This is a genomic window from Nocardia coubleae NBRC 108252, from assembly GCF_001612805.1.
Taxonomy (GTDB): domain Bacteria; phylum Actinomycetota; class Actinomycetes; order Mycobacteriales; family Mycobacteriaceae; genus Nocardia; species Nocardia coubleae.
Genome location: NZ_BDBD01000011.1, coordinates 73,493 through 90,356, shown reverse-complemented (window position 1 = coordinate 90,356; position 16,864 = coordinate 73,493). Strand labels below are relative to the sequence as shown.

17 protein-coding genes are annotated in these 16,864 nt (G+C 67.4%); 9 read left to right on the top strand and 8 right to left on the bottom strand.

The window, feature by feature from the left end; genetic code table 11:
* The first annotated feature begins 214 nt into the window (after window positions 1-214).
* Both NCO8_RS09415 and NCO8_RS09410 read left to right on the top strand, forming a co-directional pair.
* Window positions 215-409, top strand: a complete 195-nt coding sequence (locus tag NCO8_RS09415) for a hypothetical protein (RefSeq protein ID WP_067638180.1) — start codon at window positions 215-217, stop codon at window positions 407-409.
* A gap of 62 nt (window positions 410-471) precedes the next feature.
* Window positions 472-663, top strand: a complete 192-nt coding sequence (locus NCO8_RS09410; protein ID WP_067638178.1) for a DUF6011 domain-containing protein — start codon at window positions 472-474, stop codon at window positions 661-663.
* Window positions 664-840: 177 nt separating this feature from the next.
* Here NCO8_RS09410 and NCO8_RS31805 read toward each other — a convergent pair whose 3' ends face one another.
* Complete coding sequence (locus NCO8_RS31805) at window positions 841-981, bottom strand: hypothetical protein (RefSeq protein ID WP_167353264.1); 141 nt, start codon at window positions 979-981, stop codon at window positions 841-843.
* Window positions 982-1,240: 259 nt separating this feature from the next.
* Here NCO8_RS31805 and NCO8_RS09405 point away from each other — a divergent pair, with 259 nt between their 5' ends.
* Together NCO8_RS09405 and NCO8_RS31195 are read left to right on the top strand one after the other, a co-directional pair.
* Window positions 1,241-2,119, top strand: coding sequence for a class I SAM-dependent methyltransferase (locus NCO8_RS09405; protein WP_245655294.1), 879 nt, complete (start codon window positions 1,241-1,243; stop codon window positions 2,117-2,119).
* 153 nt (window positions 2,120-2,272) lie between these two features.
* On the top strand, window positions 2,273-2,557 hold the full coding sequence (locus NCO8_RS31195) for a transposase (protein ID WP_167353263.1): 285 nt from the start codon (window positions 2,273-2,275) through the stop codon (window positions 2,555-2,557).
* Between the two features lie 259 nt (window positions 2,558-2,816).
* Here NCO8_RS31195 and NCO8_RS09395 read toward each other — a convergent pair whose 3' ends face one another.
* Both NCO8_RS09395 and NCO8_RS09390 read right to left on the bottom strand, forming a co-directional pair.
* Window positions 2,817-4,892 carry an oxidoreductase gene (locus NCO8_RS09395; RefSeq protein ID WP_067638174.1) on the bottom strand — a complete coding sequence of 692 codons (2,076 nt, stop codon included), beginning with the start codon at window positions 4,890-4,892 and terminating at the stop codon, window positions 2,817-2,819.
* A gap of 45 nt (window positions 4,893-4,937) precedes the next feature.
* Window positions 4,938-6,422, bottom strand: a complete 1,485-nt coding sequence (locus tag NCO8_RS09390; protein WP_067638172.1) for an aldehyde dehydrogenase family protein — start codon at window positions 6,420-6,422, stop codon at window positions 4,938-4,940.
* Window positions 6,423-6,522: 100 nt separating this feature from the next.
* On the opposite strand from NCO8_RS09390, the gene NCO8_RS09385 reads away from it, so the two are divergent.
* Window positions 6,523-7,161, top strand: a complete 639-nt coding sequence (locus tag NCO8_RS09385) for a TetR/AcrR family transcriptional regulator (protein ID WP_067638170.1) — start codon at window positions 6,523-6,525, stop codon at window positions 7,159-7,161.
* Window positions 7,162-7,393: 232 nt separating this feature from the next.
* Complete coding sequence (locus NCO8_RS09380) at window positions 7,394-8,827, top strand: purine-cytosine permease family protein (protein WP_067639907.1); 1,434 nt, start codon at window positions 7,394-7,396, stop codon at window positions 8,825-8,827.
* Between the two features lie 3 nt (window positions 8,828-8,830).
* On the opposite strand, the gene NCO8_RS09375 is transcribed toward NCO8_RS09380, so the two are convergent.
* From NCO8_RS09375 to NCO8_RS09355, 5 genes are all read right to left on the bottom strand, one after another.
* On the bottom strand, window positions 8,831-9,748 hold the full coding sequence (locus NCO8_RS09375; protein ID WP_067639905.1) for a LysR family transcriptional regulator: 918 nt from the start codon (window positions 9,746-9,748) through the stop codon (window positions 8,831-8,833).
* A 91-nt stretch (window positions 9,749-9,839) separates the two neighbouring features.
* Window positions 9,840-11,294: an aspartate ammonia-lyase gene (locus tag NCO8_RS09370; RefSeq protein ID WP_067638168.1), complete on the bottom strand. Its 1,455-nt coding sequence runs from the start codon at window positions 11,292-11,294 to the stop codon at window positions 9,840-9,842.
* Entirely contained in the window at window positions 11,291-12,463 is a 1,173-nt protein-coding gene (locus NCO8_RS09365) for a M20 family metallopeptidase (RefSeq protein ID WP_067638166.1), read from the bottom strand. Before NCO8_RS09365 ends, NCO8_RS09370 begins: the two co-directional genes overlap by 4 nt.
* A gap of 4 nt (window positions 12,464-12,467) precedes the next feature.
* Window positions 12,468-13,136: a DUF1028 domain-containing protein gene (locus NCO8_RS09360; protein ID WP_067638164.1), complete on the bottom strand. Its 669-nt coding sequence runs from the start codon at window positions 13,134-13,136 to the stop codon at window positions 12,468-12,470.
* A complete protein-coding gene (locus NCO8_RS09355; protein WP_245655293.1) occupies window positions 13,133-13,567 on the bottom strand; it encodes a RidA family protein in 435 nt (144 codons plus the stop codon). The genes NCO8_RS09360 and NCO8_RS09355 overlap by 4 nt, the downstream gene beginning before the upstream one ends.
* 240 nt (window positions 13,568-13,807) lie before the next feature.
* Between NCO8_RS09355 and NCO8_RS09350 the strand changes: the two genes are divergently transcribed.
* From NCO8_RS09350 to NCO8_RS09340, 3 genes are all read left to right on the top strand, one after another.
* Window positions 13,808-15,058: a flavin-containing monooxygenase gene (locus NCO8_RS09350; RefSeq protein WP_067638162.1), complete on the top strand. Its 1,251-nt coding sequence runs from the start codon at window positions 13,808-13,810 to the stop codon at window positions 15,056-15,058.
* 167 nt (window positions 15,059-15,225) lie between these two features.
* Window positions 15,226-15,978, top strand: coding sequence for a nucleotidyltransferase domain-containing protein (locus tag NCO8_RS09345; RefSeq protein WP_067638160.1), 753 nt, complete (start codon window positions 15,226-15,228; stop codon window positions 15,976-15,978).
* Between the two features lie 273 nt (window positions 15,979-16,251).
* Window positions 16,252-16,803, top strand: coding sequence for a hypothetical protein (locus NCO8_RS09340; RefSeq protein WP_067638158.1), 552 nt, complete (start codon window positions 16,252-16,254; stop codon window positions 16,801-16,803).
* The last annotated feature ends 61 nt before the right edge of the window (window positions 16,804-16,864 follow it).

The window sequence follows — 16,864 nt, the reverse complement described above, 5'->3', positions numbered from 1 at the left end:
AAAATGACCGCACAACGCACTGAAGTAGCGCGGAATCGTCTGATACCGAGGCGCCCACGACCGTGGACCAATAGAACTGCAACAGTCGAAAATTGGTGCCGAGAGGTGTTGGTCATGAACGAAACCGCTACCGCACAACCCGTCCCACCTAGGCCTCGCTCGTCTGGCACAGCGACCGATTCCGACGAGCCAGGCCGTTGCACGGTCTCGCGCCATGACCGACATCCCTGCGGGCAACTACCCGCCCCACGTATCCGGCCACTCCCCCACACCCGAGGGCCAGCGGCGCTCCCGCGCCGCCTCATGGCGCTGCAACGCCAGATTTTTCGTTGCCACCACCCTCGCGGGCATGGTGTCCGAGGAACTCCTCAGGTTCCTGCTCGAGGCGGCCATGTTGTGGCTGCTGTAAAAGGCGAATCTGTCGGTGCCCCATGTCAGGCTTACGGCATTGTGCTTGGAGGGGTGATAAGCATGGCCACAACCGGTGACCGTCCCGAAGTTCGACTCGTGGCGCACTGCCGCCGCTGCAATGGGTGGCTCGTCTCAGCGGAGTCGGTGCGCGCCGGCATCGGCCCGCAATGCGCGGCCCGCGAGGCCGCCGACCAGCGTGCCGCCGCCGAACTCCAGCCGACCGCACTCACCCTGTTCGACATCGCCGCATAACCCACCGAGCCGCTGACGATGCTGTTTACCGCAGCCAACCATCTCGCCGCGCACGACCGTGTACAGGGCTACGCTCAGTCGCGGCGCGGACGTAGCGCGTAGGCGGGGATGTTCCAGCGCCGTATCCGTCGGCGCCGCGAGGTAATGACCACAGGCTCGATCGGGGCGATCCTGTGATCAGTCTGCAAGGACCTGGCCGAGACCGATCCGCGGTTTGCCGGACACCATTTCCGCCCACACGATTTCCGGCGGCTGTCCGCAACCGATCTGGTCAACAACGGACTGCCCATCCACATCGGCGCAGCCCTGCACGGCCATCTCGCCCTCGACATCACCCGGGCTACGTCGCGGTCTTCGGAGAAGACGTCACCCGCGACTACCAGGCGCACTCGCAGCGCCGCCGCGATCTCCGCCTAGATGAGGAGTACCGCTCGGTCACCGATCAGGAATGGGCTGATTTCCAGGAGCATTTCGACAAAACGCAAAGTCGAACTCGGATCGTGTGGCTGCCTGACCGCCACGTCGTGCATCCACGAACATGCCTGCTTCTCTGAACTGAGTTGTTGATCTGCAATCGGTGGCGGACCTGTTGCAGCAAGGGTGCCTTGCCGAGCATTTGACCTGCCCTGACGGATCCTATTGCCCGAGTGAGCGACTGGCGGGCGGGATGATCTCCTGGCGTCCTGCTCGGTTGGTCGGCAGGATGGTCAACATGCCTGCCATTTCCGAGAGTTCCGCCGGGGCAGCCGATGTGGCTGTGGAAAACGACTACGACAGCTTCGCTGAGGGGTATGCGGCCGAAACCGAAACCAACCTCATCAACGGCTATTACGCGCGGCCCGCGGTCGTGGACCTTGCCGGAGACGTGACCGGCAGGAAGATGCTCGACGCCGGCTGCGGCTCCGGCCCCATTTTCGAGGCGCTGCGTGACCGGGGTGCCATTGTGACCGGCTTCGACGCCAGCGCCAAGATGGTTGAGCTGGCTCGTCACCGACTCGGCGCCGACGCGGCCCTGCTGGTCGCCGATATCGGCAGCCCGCTGCCGTTTTCCGACGGTGCGTTCGACGATGTCATCGCGTCCCTGGTGCTGCACTACTTGGAGGACTGGACTGCGCCGTTGGCCGAGTTGCGGCGCGTCCTGAAGCCCGGCGGCCGGCTGATCATGTCCGTCAATCACCCACTCGTCTTCAAGTTGCTCCATCGCGACGCCGACTACTTCGCGACCGTCAAGCACTCCGATGAATACACCTTCAACGGTCAGAAGGCCGTGCTCACCTACTGGCATCGGCCGCTGCATGCGATGACCGACGCTTTCGCCATGGCTGGCTTCCGCACAACTGTCATCAGCGAACCGCCTCCGGCGCCAGGCGCCCGCGAACTCTTTCCGGACGCGCTGGCGAAGTCCTCCTCTGGGGCGTTCCTGAGCTTCCTGTTCTTCGTTCTGGAGGCCGTCTAATGCTGAAACCCTGCTGCTTTCCCGACGAGTTCGTCTCGGGGCTATTTGCGGCGACCGGGCCGATGACGATTCGGCTAGGTCATGCCTCCCAATCGAATTTCCAGCTCACGGCCGGTAGGCCGTCGGGTCGGGCATCACGGTCGTGGTCTGACGGTGTTGATCACCGCGCGCCAGGCCCGTGACTGCCCGATGTTGCCGAAAGTGCTCGATGCGATCGCGGTCCCGCGGTTGGCCGGTGGCTCACCGCGCCGCAACCCGGACCGCGTCTCGGCCGACAAGGCGTATTCCTCGGCGGCGAATCGGGAGTTGTTGCGAGGCAAGAGGATCAAGATGGTGATTCCGCAACATCCGACCAAGTCGCCTACCGGAAACGCCGTGGGGTTTGCGGTGGACGCCCGCCGGGGTTTGATTCGAATGCGTGCAAGGGCCGCAATGTAGTCGAGCGAGCGTTCATACTCGCCGTGGGCGGTGCAGGTGTCTGAGCCGCGTCGACGTCAACCATCGATCCCCCTCGTCCACGGCGTCTGGAGCGTGACCATGAAGCCAAACCTGATGTCCGCGAATGGCTGACGATCGAGAGCTGAATCCACCGGCCGACTCGGCGGCGCAGTGTCGATCGACGACGGTGGATCCGGTTCCGCTCGAACACGCGGGGTGGGGTCGACCGCCCTGTGGACAGCGCCGGTCGACCGACACCTCAGGCCAGTTGGGTCACCTCACGGCGGAAGGGCACCTCGTCGTTGGACGGTAGCTCGGCGTCGAACTCCTCGGCGGCGCGGCGGCCCGACCAGACGGCCGCGGCGATCGTAGCGGGGGCCCAGGCGTCGCCGATGCCGCGCACCGACCGCAGCTCGCCCTGCGCGCGGAGCCCCTCGAGTTCGAGGTAGAGCTCCTCGCGTGGCAGGCGGGCGGTCACCATGACCACGGCGTCGCAATCGATTTCGCGGACGGCGCCGGCATACACGTCTGTCACCTCGACCCCTCCGACACCGACCCGGGTCACGGCGTGGTCGGTGATCCGGGTGACGCCGTTCTCGATGAGACGGCGCTGGATGCGGTTGACCTCGAAGGTGTTGTTCGTCCAGGCGGAAACCTGCGATTGGCTGGTGACGATCGAGACTTCGTAACCCTGCTGGGCGAGCAGTTCCGCGACGACTCCACCGAGGTAGTAGTGGTCGTCGTCGTACACGAGGACCGTCTTGCCTTCCGGGAGTCGACCCGCGAACAGGTCGTCCGGCCCGAGCACTTGCGCACCCTCGGCGATCGGCAGCGGTGTGGTGTGGAAGCGGGCGACACCGTCCGTGCGCCACGTCGCACCGGTGGCCACCAGCACGTGCTGGAAGCCGAACTCGATGATGTCGGCGGCCGTCATCGGGCTTTCGCGGAAGACCTCGACGTTCGGGAGTTCGGCGATCGCGGCCTCGCGGTACTCCTGGACGCGCCCCCACGCCGACAGGCCAGGCAGTCGCGACTCCTGGCGCACCCGGCCGCCGAGCTCTCGACGCGCCTCGATGAGCGCGACGTCGTACCCGCGCACCCCGAGCGCACGGGCCGCTTCCAGGCCGGCAGGCCCGGCACCGACCACCAGGACCTGGGAGTCGCTGCCCTTCGCCCGGATCCGCTCCGGGTGCCAGCCACGCCGCCACTCCTCGCCCATGCTCGGGTTCTGGGTGCAACGAATCGGCGACATGGTGAGGTCTCCGGAGACGCAGATATTGCAGCCGATGCACTCGCGGATCAAGTTCAACCGGCCGTCACGGATCTTGTTGGGCAGGAAGGGATCGGCGATCGACGGTCGGGCCGCGCCGATCAAGTCGAGGATGCCTGCCTTGATCTGGCGGACCATCGCGTCCGGTGACGTGAAGCGCCCGACGCCGACAACCGGCTTGGTGGTCAGCTTCTTGAGACCGGCGACGAACTCCTCCTGCCTGCCCTCCGGACCGAACCGGGACGTGACCGAGTCGCCCTCCCAGCTGCCCATCGCGAAGTCCCACAGGTCGGGAAGTTCCCCGAGCTCCCGCAGTACGCCCTCGATGTCCTCGCGCGTGATGCCGCCGGCGATCTCCTCCTCCACGGTGATCCGGCACGCGACGGCTGCCCGGCCCGCGCACTCCTCGAGGGTGTCCTCGAGCAGCTCGCGCAGCAGCCGCATCCGATTGAGCAGCGAGCCGCCGTACTCGTCGGTGCGCTGGTTGTAGCGCCGGGACAGGAAGTGGTGGACGCCGCTGTAGCCGTGAGCGCCGTACACGTACACGATGTCGTAGCCGGCCTCGATCGAACGGCGGACCGCGTTGCGGTGCCAGCGTCGCAGGTCGGCGATGTCCTGCTTGGTCATCGCCCGCGCCTGGACCGGCGCGATCGTGTCGGGGGCCACCGGCAGATGTCCGGGGCCGAGCGGGGTTTCGCGGCTGAGCTGGTTGGGTGCGTTCATACCGTTGTGCGCCAGCTCGATACCCGCCAGGCCGCCGCCCTCGTGAATCGCGTCGGCGATCCGCTTCAGCGCGGGGAGATCCTGATCGTCCCAGATCCGCAGCTCGATGAAAGGGGCGATGTCGGAGGTCGCGTGGATCTCCACCTGCTCGGTACACACCACCGACCAGCCGCCCTCGGCCTTGATCTTGCGCATCGCGGCCTGCGCACTGGGGTCGCGATAGCCCATGCCGTTGCAGTGGGGCACCTGGTAGAAGCGGTTCTTGGTGGTGAACGGCCCGATCTTGACGGGCTCGAACAGGATGTCGTACGGGGCGGCCACGGCGGGCGGCTGCTCGGTCATGGGAGATTCTCCTAGGTCAGGCTGGGTGAGTGGTGCCGGCGCGGCTCAGTGGTTGATCCACACGGTCTTCAGACCGACGTATTTGTCGAGTGCGTGCAGTGACAGGTCGCGGCCGAAGCCGGATCCCTTGAACCCACCGAACGGGGTCCACGCGCTGAAGGCGTCCACACCGTTGACAGTGACCGTGCCTGCGTGGATCTGGTCGGTCAGGCGATGCGCGCGGGAGAGGTTGCTTGTGGCGACCGAGGCCGCCAGCCCGTAGGCCGAGTCGTTGGCCAGCGCGACGGCTTGCTCCTCGCTGTCGAAGGGCGTCACGGCGAGCACCGGGCCGAACACCTCCTCGCGAGCCAGCGCGGAAGTCGGGTCGACGTCGTCGAACACCGTGGGCTGCACGTAGCAGTCGCTGTCGCCTCTGGTGAGACGCTCGCCTCCGGTCACCAGGCGCGCGCCCGAGGCGCGGGCCCCGTCGACGAACGCCATCACCTGATCGGTCTGTTCTGTGGAGACGATCGCGCCCATACCGGCCGCCGGGTCGAGCGGATCCCCCGGCGTATACGCCGCCGCCTCGGCCGCGACCAAGGAGACGAACTCCTCGTGCACGGAGCGTTCGACGAGCACGCGTGAGTGGGCCGAGCACACCGCGCCCTGGTTGAACCAGATGCCGAGTGCGGTCTGCTTGGCGGTGGTGGCGAGGTCCTCGGCATCGGCGAAAACCAGGTGCGGGCTCTTGCCCCCGCACTCCAGCCACACCTGCTTGAGGTTCGACTGGCCCGCGTACTGCAGGAACAAGCGTCCCACCTGGGTGGAGCCGGTGAACGCGAGCACGTCGACGTCCGGGTGTAGACCCAATGCCCGCCCGGTGGTCTCGCCGAGGCCGGGGACCACATTGAGGACGCCTTCGGGGATTCCGGCCTCGACCGCCAGTTCGGCTATCCGCAGCGCCGAGGACGGCGACTGCTCGGCCGGTTTGAGGACCACACAGTTGCCCGCCGCCATCGCGGGCGCGGCCTTCCACGCCAGCATGTCGACCGGGTAGTTCCAGGGGATGACCGCGCCGACCACGCCCAGCGGCACCCGCCGAACGAGGCCGAGGGTGCCCGGCGGCGTCGGCGCGACCTCGTCGTTGATCTTGTCGATGGCCTCCGCGTAGTAGCGGAACAGGTTCACCGAGAACGGCAGATCGAGATCGTGGGCATCGACGACCCGCTTGCCCATGTCGAGCGAATCGAGGACCGCGAGTTCGGCCGAGTGCTCGGCCAGCAGATCGGCGAAGCGCAGCAGCCGCTCACGGCGGAAGGCCACACCGGCGCGGCTCCACACCCCCGACTCGTAGGTGGAGCGGGCGGCGCGAACAGCGGCGTCGATCCCCTCCTGTCCGGCGTCGGCCACCTCGCTGAGGAGCGCGCCCGTCGCGGGGTTGCGGTTTTCGAATGCTGCCTCGCCGGTCTCCACGAAGCGGCCGCCGATGAACGATCGGGTGTGGAGCGTGGCCTCGGCGGCCAGCTCGATCCAGTCCTGGTGAGTTCTCACGAGCGAACCTTTCTTTGCGCTGGACCGCAAATATGCCGTGGAACACACCCGCTGTCAATCTCGGTGTCCGCCCCTGCGGCGGGAGCGCTACGGTGACTCCATGGCGCGACTCAAGGACCAGGCCGGTCGCCGCGAGCATCTGATCGCGGCGACTCTCACGACCATCGCCAGCCATGGACTGGCCGGCGCGACGATGAAGAACATCGCCGAGGAGGCCGGCGTCTCGTCCCGTCTCATCGCGTACTACTACCCGGAGCTCGACGAGTTGATCGAGGCCGCTCACCGGGCGGCCACCGACCGCTACTACTGGTCGCGGCAACGCGACATCGAGGGCGATCACAGCCCGACCGTCAAGCTCGCACGCCTGATGTACTCGGGTCTTCCACGCGGGAAGGACCTGCTGCTCAGCCAGGTGCTCGACGAGATCTCGGTGAGCGCGAGCCGCAGTCCGATCCACGCCACGCTGATGACGCTGCTCTTCGACCGTGAGGTCTCGCTCTACGCCTCGGTCCTCGAGGTCGGTCGGGCGCTGGGCGAGTTCGACCTGACCGACGGGTCCGACGTGATCGCGCGTAACTTCGTGGCCCTCGAGGATGCCCTCGGACTGCACTTGCTGGCGCACAATTCGTCGATGACCTTGGCTCGCGCGGAGCAGCAGCTGGCCAGCTACGCACACTCGGCGACGGGCGTCCGAATCGCCCCCGTGGCTCCCGGAGAGACAAGCGTCGTCGGCGCCTAACTTTGCCCTAAACGGCAAGGAATCACCGACGACCGAGGTTTCGTGCGGTGCTTTGCTACCCGCCCACGGCGCGACGTTCTTACGAAACGAATGGCTCGAGGCGGGCCCTTCATCTGTTTTCCAGATGCCGAAGTTCAGTTTTGTGAAGTGTACAGATGGCTGATTCGTCGGGAAGATGGCGTGATCCGCACCACTTCGGAGCCGCGCGGTGATGCGCCGAGAGAGAGTGATCATGACCCACGAACCACAGGTCGCCACCACGACATTCGCGAAGTTCGAGCAGGAGCACATCCTGCCCATCCCGGAGAACAAACGCACCGGGACCCCGTGGTCACTGTTCGCGATCTGGGTCGGGCTGAACATGATGCCGTTGGCCGTCGTCACCGGCGCGGTCGCGAGCAGCGGTTACGGCCTCACCATCGGCTGGAGCATCCTCGCCATCCTGGTGGGCAATGTGATCGGGGCCATCGGCGCCGCGCTCCACGCGTCGCAGGGACCGCACCTCGGCATTCCCCAGATGCTGCAAGCCCGCGCCCAGTTCGGGTTCCAGGGCGGCAGCCTCTTCGCGGTCATCGCGCTCGTCATGTTCCTCGGCTTCTTCGCCAGCATCCTGATAGTCGCCAAAGATGCTCTCGCCGTGGTCTTTCCGGAGCTGAACGGCTCTTTGGTCATCGTCGTCTTCGCTGTCATCGGCGTCGTGCTGTGCGTGTTCGGTTATGACCTGCTGAGCAAAACGATGGTGTACATGTCCGTCCTGATCGGCGTGACGGTCGCGGTGACGATGGCGTTGCTCTGGATGAAGCCCGAAGTCACCGCGGAGCGCGCGGAGGCTGCCTTCAGCTTCGAGGGCCTGTTCGGAATGCTCGCCATCGGTATCGTCTGGCAGCTCGCCTACGCGCCGTACGTCTCGGACTACACGCGCTACCTGCCGAAGCAGACCGGACCCAAATCGGCGTTCTGGAGCACCTATCTCGGACTCGTCGGGAGCTCCGTATTCGTCATGACCCTGGGTGTCTTGCTCGGTGCGGCGAATGTCGCCAGCCCCCTCGCCGCGCTCTCCGACCACCTCGGCTGGATCGGGGTCATCGCGCTCATCGTTTTCGCGGTCACCTCGGCTCTCATCAACAGCGTCGAGCTGTACTCCGCGGTCATGAACGCGCTGACCGTGCTGCAGTCGATGTTCAAGATCACCGTGACGGCCGGTACCCGCGTGCTGACAACCCTGGTGTGCGGTGCGATCGCCACCCTGGTCGCACTCCTGGGGCAGGGCGACTTCATGACCACGTTCGAGAGCTTCCTGTCGCTGCTGCTCTACGTCCTGATCCCGTGGTCGGCCATCAACCTCGCGGACTACTTCATCGTCCGCAAGGGGCACTACGTCGTCGCGGACCTCTACATGCGCGACGGCGGGCAGTACGGCCGATGGAATCGAGTCGGGCTGATCAGCTACGCGGTGGGCCTGGCGGCGCAGCTGCCCTTCATGGTGACACCGCTGTTCACCGGCCCGCTCGCGGCACCGCTGCACAACCTCGATCTCGCGTGGCTCGTCGGGTTCGCGGTGACCGCTGTGGTGTACCTGCTCCTGGTTCGCTTCTCGAGCTCCGAAGCGGCGGGTGCCCCGGAGAAGTCGCAGGCGCCCCTCACCCCACCGGCCGGTACACACTGAGGTTCAGTGTTCCGCTCGGCTCCTTGCTGCGCGGATCGAGGATCGGATGAAGGCTTGGGCACGCGCCGTACGGCGCGTGCCCGCCATCGATGCGAGGACAACGTCGAGGGGCTCCACGTGATCGGTGATCTCGAGCGCGACCACCTCGGATCCGTCGTAGGTCGTATTGCTCGCCGGGCGCTGGTTGAGCACCGACCACCCCTGGCCGTTGGCGACCAGCGCCCGGACGGTCTCGAACCCCGACGTGCGATGTCGGATCACCGGCTGGAAGCCAGCCGATTCCACGAGGCGTTCGAAGTACCGGCCGCTGTGCGGCAGGTCCAGCAGCACCATCGGCTCATCGGCGAGATCGCGCAACGTGATCCGCTTGCGACGCCCGAGCGGATGCCCCTTCGCGACCAGGGCATACGGCGACGCGACGCCGACGCGGACATGGTCGATGTCCTCCTCGAGGTCGTAGCCGTACATCAACGCCAACTCACACCGGCCACTGCGCAGGGCCTGCTTCAGTACGGCGTGCTCGTCCTCCACCACCGACACGCGAATACCGGGATGCTCCTGCTCGCAGGCCGCCAGCATTTGCGGCAACGCGAAAGGGGCGAGCGTCGAGAAGCAACCGATGGTGAGATCTCCGATCAGCGCCCGGCCCGCGGTACGTGCGACCTCGGCCAGCTCCGCGGTGTGCACAAGATAATTGCGTAGCTCCCGGTAGAACTCCTCGCCGGCGGCGGTGAGCGTGAGCCCTCGCGCGTGTTGGCGCAGCAGCAGTTGCACGCCGAGCTCCTTCTCGAGCTGGGCGACGGCGGTCGAGACAGCGGACTGGGAGACCATCAGCTTCCGGGAGGCTGCCGTCATACTGCCCAGCTCGGCGGCGGCGGCGAAATAGCGCAACTGCACGAGGGTGAAACCGTAGTTCGTCACGCGGGCGTCCTTGTCCATTCCGCTACCAGGAGTCGAGGGCCGGATGGGCCCGATCAGTAGTGATGGTAGGCGAGCTCGATCCACGGTCCGGTCAGTGCGGCGGACTGCTCTGCGAGGCGATCCGGGCGTTGTCGTCGGCCGACTCGGGAAGGAGATTGGCCAGGTGCTCCGGGCGCAGCAGTGCGTCGAGGGCCTCGGCCTCGACGCCATGGATGGCGAGCGCGAGCGTGCGGACATCCGCGACCCCGCGCAGCGCGTCCTTGGCGATCTCGGCGGAGCGCGCGTAACCCAGCAACGGCGTCAGCGCCGTGGCCAGACCGGCATTGCCTGCCGCGGCCGCGGCGAGCTTGACAGCGTCGACGCGGATGCCGTCGACGCAGTGCTCACGCAATGAGTCGAAGGCCGCGGCCGTCCACGCGAACCCCTGGAGCAGCCCGTGGCAGATGACGGGCTCGAAGGCATTGAGCTGCAACTGACCGCCCTCCGCGGCCATCGTCACCGTCAGGTCGTTCCCGATCACCCAGAAGGCGACCTGATTGACCATCTCCGGAATCACCGGGTTGACCTTGCCGGGCATGATGCTCGATCCGGCCTGGCGCGCGGGCAGTTGGAGTTCGCCAAGACCGGCCTGTGGTCCCGACGCGAGCAGACGCAGGTCGTTGCAGATCTTCGAGGCCTTGACCACGATCCGTTTGAGGACGCCGGAGACCTGGACGAACGCGCCGGTGTCACTGGTGGCCTCGACCAGGTCACCGGCCCCGGTGACCGGCCGGCCGACGATCTCGGCCAGATGCGCGACGGCTCGGCGGGCGTAGTCCGGGTGGGCGGTGATGCCGGTGCCGATCGCGGTGGCTCCGAGATTGATCTCGCACAGCAGTGTGCGCGAGTCGGCCAGCCGGGCCAGTTCCTCGCGAAGAGTCACGGCGTAGGCCCCGAGTTCCTGGCCCACCGTCATGGGGACGGCATCCTGCAGCTGGGTGCGTCCGATCTTCGACACCGTGCGGAATTCTGTCGCCTTGGCCGCGAACGCATCGGCTAGGGCGGTGACGGCCTCGCTCAGCCGCTCGATCATCGTCAGCAGCGCGAGTCGCACCGCGGTCGGGTAGACGTCGTTGGTCGACTGGCAGCGATTGACGTGGTCGAGTGGATGGATCTCGTGATAGCTACCGCGTGCGAGTCCGAGGATCTCCAGCGCGCGGTTGGCGATGACCTCGTTGGCGTTCATATTGGTCGAAGTACCGGCCCCGCCCTGGATCACATCGACGACGAACTGTCCGTCCAGGGCGCCGATGCGTACCTCGTCCGCGGCGGCCGCGATGGCCTCGAATCGCCGATCGTCGAGCAGGCCGAGATCGTGGTTGGCGCGGGCGGCAGCGAGTTTGACCGCCCCGAGAGCGGCGACGAGCTCACGGTGCGCACCGACCGGCGTGCCGCTGATCGCGAAGTTCGTCAGTGCGCGGGCGGTGTGGACACCCCAATAGGCGGTGGCGGGCACGTCGTGCGGGCCGAGCGAATCGTGCTCGGTACGGAAGGGCGCGGTGCTCATGGCGTGACGGTGTCCTCGGCGATGTCGAGCGCCGTCCAGGCCAGAGCGGTCGCGGCATCGAGAATTGCCTTCTCGGCGTCACCGCCGACGCAGGCGGCAGCGAACTCGGGTTGATGGTTCAGGGCGGGAAGGGAATTGATGCCGATGTAGGGATGGATCGCGGGCACCACCTGGGAAACGTTGCCCATGTCGGTGGAGGCCCTGTTCATTCGGCGGGCAGGCGAGTCCGTGTCGAAGACGCGTCCGAGCCGCTGCGCGTTGCGGACGTAGGCGTCGAGCCCCGCCTGGTAGGTGCGGAACTCGGCGTACGGCTTGCTCTCGGCGGCGATGTCGAGAGTGGCGCCGGTCGCGATGGCCCCCGCCTCGAAGCAGCGCCACACCCGTTCCTCGGTCTCGGCGAGCTGGGCCAGGCTCTCCGCACGGACGTACCAGCGCCCTTCGGTGTGCGCGGGGATGGCGTTGGGTGCTTCGCCGCCATTGGTCATCACGCCGTGCACGCGGACTGTCGGCGGCAACTGCTGACGGAGCAGTCCGACCGCGACCTGGGCGATCGTGAACGCGTCCGCCGCGTTGACACCCTGCTCGGGGTAGGCCGCGGCGTGCGCCGCCTTGCCCCGGTAGGAGACGTGGGAGTGCGAGACCGCGAACGGTTGCGCCTCGGCGACGTCGACGGGCGCCGGGTGGGCCATCATGGCCAGGTCCAGCCCCGCGAAGGCGCCGCGCTCCAGCAATTCGATCTTGCCGCCGCCGCCCTCCTCTGCCGGGGTCCCGTAGACCTCGATGGTGAGGCCCGCCGCATCGGCGAGCGGCGCCAGCGCGCGTGCCGCGCCGACAGTGATCGCCGCGATCAGATTGTGCCCGCACGCGTGTCCGAGTCCTGGCAGCGCGTCGTACTCCGCGCACAGGCCGAGCCGGAACGGGCCGCTGCCGTAGCCGGCGAGGAAGGCGGTCTCCAGTCCCAGATAGTTCGTGGTCACCGTGAAACCCGCCTCGGCGAGCGCCTCGGCCACCCAGCGCGAGGAGCGGTGTTCCTCCCAGGCGGTTTCGGGGTTCGCGTGCAGCAGTTCGGAGAGCGCGATCAGACGGTCGGCGTCCGCCGCCACGGTGCCCGCGGCGCTGCGACGTGCCGCACCGTCGGACCTGGACGTCGTGCTGAAGTCTCGGATCATCGGTCTACTCGTCTCCGCCGACGCCGAAGGACGGCGCCGCCGTCGGGTTCAGCCCGCGCGTCACGTAGTCGTCGCGCTGGGGAAGCCACACGTCGAGCAGGCGACCCAGGTCCTCGATCGGCTGCTCGCTCCAGTCCACCCGGAGGTCGGTGACCCGCCACGGCACTTCGCGGACGACGGCCAATCCGGCCGAGCGGACCGGGTCCACCTCGCCGCCCGCCGCCTGACCGGCGACCAGCGCGGCGACCAGACGCTGCTCGAGCTCACCGGTCGCGGCGGCGAAACCGTCGACGACCGCGTCGACGACCTCCGATCGGGCGAGCAGGTTACCCGCCGCGACCACACCCGGGCCGACTCGATCGGCGTGGATGCCCAGCGCACCGGCTCCGGAGAAGGCGGCGCCCGCGCCGTCGAGACCGAGAACGGTGAGCTGGCGGAAGTCGATGTGGTCGCGATCCGCCACGACACGGGCCATCGCGCCGGGCGCATCCAGGCCCGTATCGAGCGCATCCAACAGGGCCGTGCCCAAACGGGGGTCAGTGACATTCTGGGAGGCGGCGCCACCGACACCAGCCCGCAGGTGGATGCAGCGCGCGGCCACCGCCGGGCTGGACGAGGTGACCGCCATGCCGATGGCGCCGTGGCCGTCGATGGCGAGCAGGGAGAAGGTCACTGTTCGGCTCCCGGGATCACGGCGATCGCGTCGACCTCGACCAGCCACTCCGGCCGGGCGAGGGCCGAGACGACCAGCCCTGTCGAGATCGGGTGCACGCCTTTGGTCCAGCGTCCGATGGTGCGGTAGACGGTCTCGCGATAGCGCGGGTCGACGATGTAGATCGTCAGTTTGACCAGGTGCTCCATGCGGGCGCCGGATTCGGTGAGCAGCATGTCGATATTGGCCATCGCCCGCTCGGTCTGGGCCTCGACGTCCCCGATGCCGACCGAGGCGCTGGTGTCGAGGTCCTGGCCGATCTGGCCGCGGACGTAGACGGTATTGCCCGCGACCACCGCCTGGCACAGGTCGTTGTCGAGGTTCTGCTCGGGATAGGTCTCCCGGGTGTTGAACGGACGGATGCGGGTGTGGCCCCCGGCGACGATGCTCACGTGATTCCTCACTCCTGGACAGGTGACTGCCCCAGTCCACTGCACCTAAAGCGATATGTCCAACAGATGTTTATGAGCATCTGCATCAGCTGATCCGATAGACAGCGCCATCGCTTGCATCTACAAAACAGAACTAGAGCGACAACAACATCTGTTGGACACCGGTAAGTCCAGGGCTGAGGATTGCGGACAAGCACGGCACACCCGAACTGGTAGCCGTCGAGAGTGTGGAGGTTTGGAGTGGCGAGCGAGCAGATCGAGGTCCTCGTCGTCGGCGCCGGGCAGGCCGGCGTCGCGATGAGTGAGCACCTCAGCGACAGTGGCGTTCCGCACCTGGTGCTGGAGCGACACCGGATCGCGGAGAGGTGGCGCACCGAGCGGTGGGACTCACTCGTCGCGAACGGACCGGCCTGGCACGACCGCTTCCCCGGCCTCGAGTTCGACGACGTCAGCCCCTCGGCGTTCGCGTCCAAAGACCAGGTGGCGAAGTACTTCGAGGCCTACGCCGAGAAGATCGCCGCGCCGATCAGATGCGGCGTGGAAGTGACCTCGGTGCGGCGGCACGTCGGAAAGCGCGGATTCCGGGTCGAGACCTCCGAGGGCGTCATCGACGCACAGTTCGTTGTCGCCGCGACCGGACCGTTCCAGCGCCCGATCATCCCGCCCATCGTGCCCGAGGGAGCCGTACCGGTGCAGATCCACTCCAGCGGCTACCGCAACCCCGACCAGTTCTCCGAGGGCGCCGTGCTGGTCGTCGGCGCCGGGTCGTCCGGCGTGCAGATCGCCGACGAGCTCCAGCGCTCCGGGCGCGAGGTGTACCTCTCGGTCGGCCCACACGACCGGCCTCCACGCAGCTACCGGGGCCGCGACTTCTGCTGGTGGCTCGGGGTCCTCGGCCTCTGGGACATGGAGACCCCCGCCGCCGGCGCCGAGCACGTGACCATCGCGGTCAGCGGCGCTCGCGGCGGGCACACGGTCGACTTCCGCGAACTCGCCGCGCAGGGAATCCATCTCGTCGGCAGGGCCGAGTCGTACGACGACGGCGTGTTGCGCTTCGCGCCGGACCTCGCCGAGAACATCGCCGCAGGCGATGCCAACTACCTCGAGCTCCTCGACCAGGCCGATGCCTGGGCCGAACGCAACAACGCCGACCTCCCCGAGGAGCCCGAGGCACGCGTCCTCGGCCCCGACCCGGCCTCGGTCACCGACCCGATCATGGAGCTCGACCTCGCCGCCGCCGGCATCACATCGATCGTGTGGGCCACCGGCTTCGCCACCGACTACAGCTGGCTGAAGGTCGACGCGTTCGACGAGAACGGACGGCCCGAGCACCGCCGCGGAGTCTCCGCCGAGCCCGGCCTCTACTTCGTCGGCTTGCCCTGGCTGTCCCGTCGCGGATCCTCCTTCATCTGGGGGGTGTGGCACGACGCCCGATACGTCGCCGGGCATATCGCCACCCAGCGCAGCTACCTCGCGTACGACCGCGCCTGACATGTGTGCGGGTCGGCGGTGAGCCGATCAGGACATTCGTGCGGCGGCGACCGGTGGTTGGTGACTTATAGTCGAGCCATGGCGTGATGACGACTCCGATTACCTACGGCATCGTTCGAGCCTCGTGCTCCGGTGCTGTTTCGTCGACCATCCGCCATGGAGATTTCATGACCGACCAACAATTCTGCGATCTGGTCGCCGCACGCCTGGCTGCCCTGCCCACCGTGCAAGCCGTCACACTCGGCGGTTCCCGCGCCACCGGCACCCACACCCCGGACAGCGACTGGGATTTCGCCGTCTACTATCGGGGACCCTTCTCTCCCGATGACCTACGTGAGGTCGGTTGGTCCGGGACGGTCTCCGAGATCGGTGCGTGGGGCGGCGGGGTGTTCAACGGCGGCGCGTGGCTCACCATCGACGGCCGAACCGCCGATATCCACTATCGCGATCTCGATGTCGTCGAACACCAACTCGCCGAGGCACGCCAGGGCCGGTTCCATTGGGAGCCGCTGATGTTCCACCTGGCCGGGATCCCCAGCTATCTGCTGGTCGCAGAACTGGCCGTCAACCAGGTCCTGCGTGGGCAGCTCCCGCGCCCGCAGTTCCCGCAGGCCTTGCGCGACGCCGCCCCACCGATCTGGCGCGAAAAAGCCGAACTGACATTGCGATACGCCCGCAGCGCCTACGCCGCACGCGGCCAGGTCACCGAAGTCGCGGGTGCGCTCGCCACCGCGGGCATGCAGGCCGCGCACGCCGTGCTGGCCGCACGCGGCGAGTGGGTCACCAACGAGAAGCGACTCCTGCATCGGGCGGGACTGCGTGAGCTCGACGAAATCATCGCCGGACTCCGACCGGAACCGGAGACGCTGGACCGGATGCTGTCGCACGCACAACAACTGCTGCTGCGTTCAGCTGAATAGCGCCGACCGCCTCACCCGACAGGTCGACCGTGCTATCGGCGGCGCTTCGCCACCGAAATCGCCGCCGATAGCGCGCTCGTGACGCGTCCGCCCCGCCTCGCCTCGCTGACGCTCCCGGCAACAACGATCACGCTGACTGTCGGCACCCGTCGCGATCGGTCTCGACCCCACCCAGTGGCGCAGACCGCAACGCGCGTTAGATGGCGACTGGCATCAAAGCTGCTCACCTGCCCTTGTATTCAGAACAACGACACGTCGTCGTAGGATGACCTGGTGCGCTCCCCCACCGATCAGACCGCGGGTGTCCGGGGTGTGAGCGTGGGTGCGGCGTCCGGGGCGGTCGCGATTCTCGCGCACGGACTCGGTGGTGCGAGCGGGGTGCCCGCGAGCTCTTCGCTTGTCCTGTTGTTCGCTGCTTGCGCCCTCGTCGGTGTCGTCGCGGGCACGTTCCCGCGCGGCGCCCACGCGGTGTCGACCATGGCGGTTCTGGCTGTGGGGCAATACGTCGGGCACACGGCGCTTTCCCTCGGCCCCGGCCATTCCCATCACGGCGTCACCGTGGCGATGGTGATCGCGCACCTGGTGGCGATCCCCTTGGGCGCCTTGGCGATCCGCGGTGCCGAAGTCGGGCTCGGGCGGGCGATCAGCAGCGTGTGTCGGCTTGTCATCGCGCTGGTCGGCGTCGTCGGTGTGCCTTCTCGCCCGACAGTCCCGATGCCGGACGCCGAACGGGCGATCGTTCGACAACTTCTTCGCCGGCCCGTCATCAGCCTGCGCGGCCCGCCGCGGTACGGGTTACGCGCACCTCACCCCGCACCGGTATAGCGGTTCGAATCCACGCACCGGTCCGGGTCCCCCTCACCTGATGATCGGAGTTCGTCATGTC

Excerpts from the sequence above, each read along its gene's own strand:
- NCO8_RS09415 (WP_067638180.1), top strand. The coding sequence starts at position 215 with ATGACCGACATCCCTGCGGGCAACTACCCGCCCCACGTATCCGGCCAC.
- NCO8_RS09410 (WP_067638178.1), top strand. The coding sequence starts at position 472 with ATGGCCACAACCGGTGACCGTCCCGAAGTTCGACTCGTGGCGCACTGC.
- NCO8_RS31805 (WP_167353264.1), bottom strand. The coding sequence starts at position 981 with ATGGCCGTGCAGGGCTGCGCCGATGTGGATGGGCAGTCCGTTGTTGAC.
- NCO8_RS09395 (WP_067638174.1), bottom strand. The coding sequence starts at position 4,892 with ATGACCGAGCAGCCGCCCGCCGTGGCCGCCCCGTACGACATCCTGTTC.
- NCO8_RS09385 (WP_067638170.1), top strand. The coding sequence starts at position 6,523 with ATGGCGCGACTCAAGGACCAGGCCGGTCGCCGCGAGCATCTGATCGCG.
- NCO8_RS09380 (WP_067639907.1), top strand. The coding sequence starts at position 7,394 with ATGACCCACGAACCACAGGTCGCCACCACGACATTCGCGAAGTTCGAG.
- NCO8_RS09370 (WP_067638168.1), bottom strand. The coding sequence starts at position 11,294 with ATGAGCACCGCGCCCTTCCGTACCGAGCACGATTCGCTCGGCCCGCAC.
- NCO8_RS09365 (WP_067638166.1), bottom strand. The coding sequence starts at position 12,463 with ATGATCCGAGACTTCAGCACGACGTCCAGGTCCGACGGTGCGGCACGT.
- NCO8_RS09345 (WP_067638160.1), top strand. The coding sequence starts at position 15,226 with ATGACCGACCAACAATTCTGCGATCTGGTCGCCGCACGCCTGGCTGCC.